We start from the raw sequence: 4,453 nt of genomic DNA on the forward strand, positions 1-4,453 counted from the left end.
AGCGCGAACGACGCGGTCTGGCGCAGCCCCTGGGTGACCACGTTGAAGTAGTGCGGCGGACGGGCGCAGGTGGCCAGGAAGGTGGCGAACAGCTCCGGGGGCAGACACTCCCGCAGCGCCCGGCTACCGGTGGGGCCGATGCCGACCCGGTAGCCGAGCAGCCCCTCGGCGCGGTCGCGGTGTCGTTCGTAGACGGCGACAGTGATCCCGGCGCGGCGCAGGCCGTGCGCCAGGCACAACCCGCCCGTGCCCGCGCCGATGATCAGGACATGCGGCGGCGCGGCGGACATGTCAGCCGGCCGGGTGCGCGGCGGGTGCCTCGGTGCTGGCTGGGCGCGCCGTCGGTGCGGCGGTGCTGGCTGGGCGCGCCGTTGGCGCGGCGGTGCTGGCTGGGCGCGCCGTTGGCGCGTCGGTGGCGTCCCAGCGGTAGAAGCAGCCCGCGATCGCGTCCCGGGGCGAGCGCCAGGTTGGCAGGTACGGCGACGTGTGCGCGGAGAGTCGTTCGTTGACCTGCTGGAAGAGCGGGTGGTTGCGGGCCGCCGCGAGCGCGTCCGGGTCAACGTCGTCCGAGGTCTCCAGCAGGTGTACGCACAGGTCGTGCAGGCAGTACAGGGATCGGTGCGTGACACCGGTCAGGCTGGGGAGTTCGGTGGCGTCGGATTCGGCGAAGATCTGCGCGACCCGCCCCTCCGCTCCCGGGATGATCCGACTGACGATCAGTAGACGACTCATGGGACCCCTTCCGCCGGTGGCCTGCCCGACCCTCCCGGGTCGGTGCCACGTGCTCTGTGCGCCCACCGTGCCGCAGCGCCTGTCACGTCACCGTCACGTCCGCCGACCGGCTGGTGACGGACGGTCGGTGACGGCGGCGCGGCTGGCCTGGCGGATCGGGGCGAGGGTGTCGTCGAGCAGGGCGCTCATGGCCGGGCTCGGTTCCAGCCGCAGTTCCCGGCGCAGCAGGTCCCGGTAGACGTAGAAGGCGTGCACGGCTTCGAACGCGTTGCCCTCGGCCAGGTGGATGCGGACCACCAGCCGGTGGGGTGTCTCCCGTAACGGCTCGGCGGCCATCGCCTCCAGCGCGGCTTCGAGGGCCTCACCATGGCGTCCCGCGGCCAGGTGGTGCCCGGCCACCTGTTCCAGCATGTGCAGGCGGAGTTGGCGCAGGCGCTCCCGGTCCAGCAGCACCCAGTCGTCGTACCAGCCGGGGAGCAGGTCGTGCCGCCCGGCGGCGAGCGCCCCGGCCGCGGTGCGGGGGTCGTCGCCGTCGCGGACCCGGGCCGCGGTGCCGACCAGGTCGTCCACGTCGAGCCGGACCGCCGGGCCGAGGCGGACGGTGTCGCCGGCCACTGTCATCGGGCAGCACGGGTCCTGTCGGAGCCGCCACAGGGCGGTGCGCAGCGAGGACAGCGCCCGTTCCTCCGACGCGTCCGGCCAGAGCAGGCCGGCGAGCTGACTGCGGGTGGCACCGGGGCGGAGCCCGATCAGCGCTATCACCCGTTGCAGCCCGCGCGGCACCACGACCGGCACCGCCTCGCGGAGGAGTCGGAAGCCTCCGAGCAGGTGCAGGGACACGCCCTCCTCGGGCGGGTCTCCGGCGGTCGGCACGGACGGATCAGCGGCCACGGCGGCACCCCCTGCGGAACGCTCGTCCCGACTGTCTGCTGTGTCCCGGATCGGTTGCCCGCGACGCCACTGTCGACCCGCCGATCACGGCGCGGCCGGGCGCGGCCCCGCCCGCCGAGTCGCCGGGCTGACCAAGCTGAAGATTATCAATGATGGTCACGGTGGGTCAACGTCGCAGTGGTCGTTCTATTCGCGACAGTCAACCCGAGATCGGTTCTGAACTGCACAAACATTGGCGGGCTACGCGTGGCGGACACATAGCTGATGCACAGGTTGCGTCAACGCAGCGTCACCGCCATGCGTCGATGGCCGGCCCGGCGCGGTGACGCCGCCGTGACGAGGATCGGCGCATCGTGTCGGCAGTCGTCCAGCGCGTCCGGGGCCACCCGTCGCCGGCCGGACGCTGTGGGGGGAGGCCCAGCATGGACCGATCGCTGATCATCGCGAAGGTCGATCCGACCGCCGAGGAGCGGGTCGCCGAGATCTTCGCCGAGTCGGACAGTACGGAACTGCCGCACCTGGTCGGCGTCCGGCACCGCTCGCTGTACCGACTGCACGACCTCTATGTGCACCTGCTCGAGACCGCGCAGCCGACGGAGGGTGCGGTGGAGGCCGCCCGTGGCCACCCCGAGTTCATCAGGGTCAGTGACCGGTTGCGTCCGTACGTGTCGCCGTACCTGCCGACGTGGCGCTCACCGCGCGACGCGATGGCCCGGTGCTTCTACCGGTTCGACGCCCCGGACACCGGGCGGCGGTCGTGACGGCCACCGCGCCGCGCGACGAGCAGCTCTGGTCCCGATGCGCCGGCTGCGCCAGCCTGCTCTACCGCAAACGGCTGCGGCGCAACCTCGACGTCTGCCCCGAGTGCGGGGAGCACGCCCGACTCGGCGCGCCGGAACGCCTGCGCCAACTGGTCGACCCGGGCTCGCTGCGCCCGCTGCCCGACCAGCTGCCGGAGGCCGACCCCATCGACTTCGTCGACGTGCTGCCGTACCGGCACCGGCTCACCGGCGCCCGGGCCAGCACCGGCCTGGCCGAGGGGGTCGTCTGTGCCACGGCCACCATCGGTGGGCACCCGGTGGCCCTGGCGGTGATGGACTTCCGCTTCCTCGGCGGCAGCCTGGGGTGCGCGGTGGGCGAGCTGATCACCCGGGCGGCCGAACGGGCGCTGGACGATCGCATCCCACTCGTCCTGGTCACCGCCTCCGGTGGGGCGCGGATGCAGGAGGGTGCGCTGTCGTTGATGCAGATGGCCTCCGTCAGCCAGGCCATCGCCGCGCTGCGCGAGGCGGGGCTGCTCACCGTGAGCGTCCTCACCGACCCGACCTACGGCGGGGTGGCCGCCTCGTTCGCCACCAACACCGATCTGGTGCTCGCCGAGAGCGGCGCGCGGATGGGCTTCGCCGGCCCCCGGGTGATCCGCCAGACCACCGGGCGGGCCCTGCCGGAGGGCTTCCAGACGGCCGACTTCCTGCTGCGACACGGGCAGGTCGACATGGTGGTGCAGCGCCGGTCGCTGCGCGGACGGCTGGTGGCGCTGCTCGCCGCGACCCGCGCCGGGCGTCCGGCGCGCACGCCCGTACCCCGGCAGGAGCTGGCGTCGCGCCACGAGCGCCTCGCCGACGACGGCTTGGCCCACCCGCGGCCGGCGGGCCCGCCCGTCGCCCCCCCGACCCCCGCCGACCCCCCGGCGGTACGCGTCGCGTGGGACACCGTCCGAATGGCTCGGCACCCCGGACGACCCACCACACTCGATTACCGGGACTCCGTCTTCGACGGGTTCGTGGAGCTGCACGGCGACCGGCTCGGCGCGGACTGCCCGGCCATCGTGGGTGGGGTGGCGCGGCTGGCCGGTCGGCACGTGATGGTCATCGGCCACCAGAAGGGGCACACCACCGCCGAGCTGGTCGCCCGCAACTTCGGCATGGCCAGCCCGGCCGGGCACCGCAAGGCGCTGCGGCTGATGCGCCTCGCGGCCCGGCTCGGTCTGCCGGTGGTCACCCTGGTGGACACCCCCGGGGCCGACCCCGGGGTGAGCGCCGAGGAGCAGGGCCAGGCCGCCGCCATCGCCGAGAACATCCTCACCCTCACCGTGCTGCCCACCCCCGTGCTCGCGGTGATCACCGGGGAGGGCGGCAGTGGCGGCGCGCTGGCACTGGCGGTGGCCGACCGGGTTCTGATGCTGGAGAACGCCGTCTACTCGGTGATCAGCCCCGAGGGGTGTGCGGCGATCCTCTGGCCGGACCGGTCCGCGGCGCCGCAGGCCGCCCGCGCGTTGCGACTGACCGCACCCGACCTGTGCCGGCTCGGGGTGGTCGACGAGGTCGTGTCGGAGCCGCCGACCGCCGCTCACGACGACCCGGCGGAGACCGCCCACCGGTTGCGCGCCGCCCTGCTGGCCAACCTCCTGCCGTTGCTGGACGTGCCCCCCGCCATGCTGGTCCGCCTGCGCCGGCAACGCTTCCGGCGGTTCGGCGCGTACCGCACCGGTGCCCGGGCGGTTCGGCGATGAGCGCCGGGGAGCCGGCGGTGTCGACTGTCGAGGCGTCCGACGACGTCGGGGCGGACGGCGAGGAGGCGCTGGCCGGGCTGCGCCGGCAGGCGCAGCACCTGATCGCCGAGCTGGCCGGGCCGGTGCGCCGGATCCGGCTGCACAGCGGGCCGGCGGTGCTGGAGGTCGAGTGGCATCCCGAAGACGTGCCCCGTGCGCAGGTGCCCGCGGTACCGGCCCAGGCGGCGGCACCGACGCCCGTGCCGGGGCCCGGCGCCCCGCCCGCGGTGATCCGGCCGCCGGTGCCGGGACGCGCCGCGGTGCGGGCCCCGGCACGGG

General features: G+C 74.4%; 4 protein-coding genes and 2 pseudogenes. 3 read left to right on the plus strand and 3 right to left on the minus strand.

All coding sequences use genetic code 11. From position 1 onward, the window contains the following. From KBX53_RS23570 to KBX53_RS23580, 3 genes and pseudogenes are all read right to left on the minus strand, one after another. Nucleotides 1-290 (minus strand): NAD(P)/FAD-dependent oxidoreductase (locus tag KBX53_RS23570; protein ID WP_210861688.1); only part of this gene is annotated, 290 nt, incomplete at its 3' end. 124 nt (nt 291-414) lie between these two features. Then, a pseudogene (locus KBX53_RS23575) lies at nt 415-732 on the minus strand (TcmI family type II polyketide cyclase); the annotation flags it as partial. A 93-nt stretch (nt 733-825) separates the two neighbouring features. Further along, the gene (locus KBX53_RS23580) at nt 826-1,623 is read right to left on the minus strand and encodes a BTAD domain-containing putative transcriptional regulator (protein ID WP_030332963.1); all 798 of its coding nucleotides are present in this window, start codon (nt 1,621-1,623) and stop codon (nt 826-828) included. A gap of 422 nt (nt 1,624-2,045) precedes the next feature. On the opposite strand from KBX53_RS23580, the gene KBX53_RS23585 reads away from it, so the two are divergent. The 3 genes and pseudogenes from KBX53_RS23585 to KBX53_RS36520 all read left to right on the plus strand — a co-directional run. Then, nucleotides 2,046-2,384: a TcmI family type II polyketide cyclase gene (locus KBX53_RS23585; protein WP_210861690.1), complete on the plus strand. Its 339-nt coding sequence runs from the start codon at nt 2,046-2,048 to the stop codon at nt 2,382-2,384. After that, on the plus strand, nt 2,381-4,135 hold the full coding sequence (locus tag KBX53_RS23590) for an acetyl-CoA carboxylase carboxyltransferase subunit alpha (protein ID WP_210861692.1): 1,755 nt from the start codon (nt 2,381-2,383) through the stop codon (nt 4,133-4,135). The genes KBX53_RS23585 and KBX53_RS23590 overlap by 4 nt, the downstream gene beginning before the upstream one ends. Next, a pseudogene (locus tag KBX53_RS36520) lies at nt 4,132-4,453 on the plus strand (acetyl-CoA carboxylase biotin carboxyl carrier protein subunit); the annotation flags it as partial. The gene KBX53_RS23590 and the pseudogene KBX53_RS36520, both read left to right, overlap by 4 nt.

The organism is Micromonospora sp. M51 (genome assembly GCF_018070305.1).
Classification (GTDB): domain Bacteria; phylum Actinomycetota; class Actinomycetes; order Mycobacteriales; family Micromonosporaceae; genus Micromonospora; species Micromonospora parva.

What these genes read in the sequence shown, in the direction of transcription:
- KBX53_RS23585 (WP_210861690.1), top strand. Translation starts at nt 2,046, where the DNA reads ATGGACCGATCGCTGATCATCGCGAAGGTCGATCCGACCGCCGAGGAG.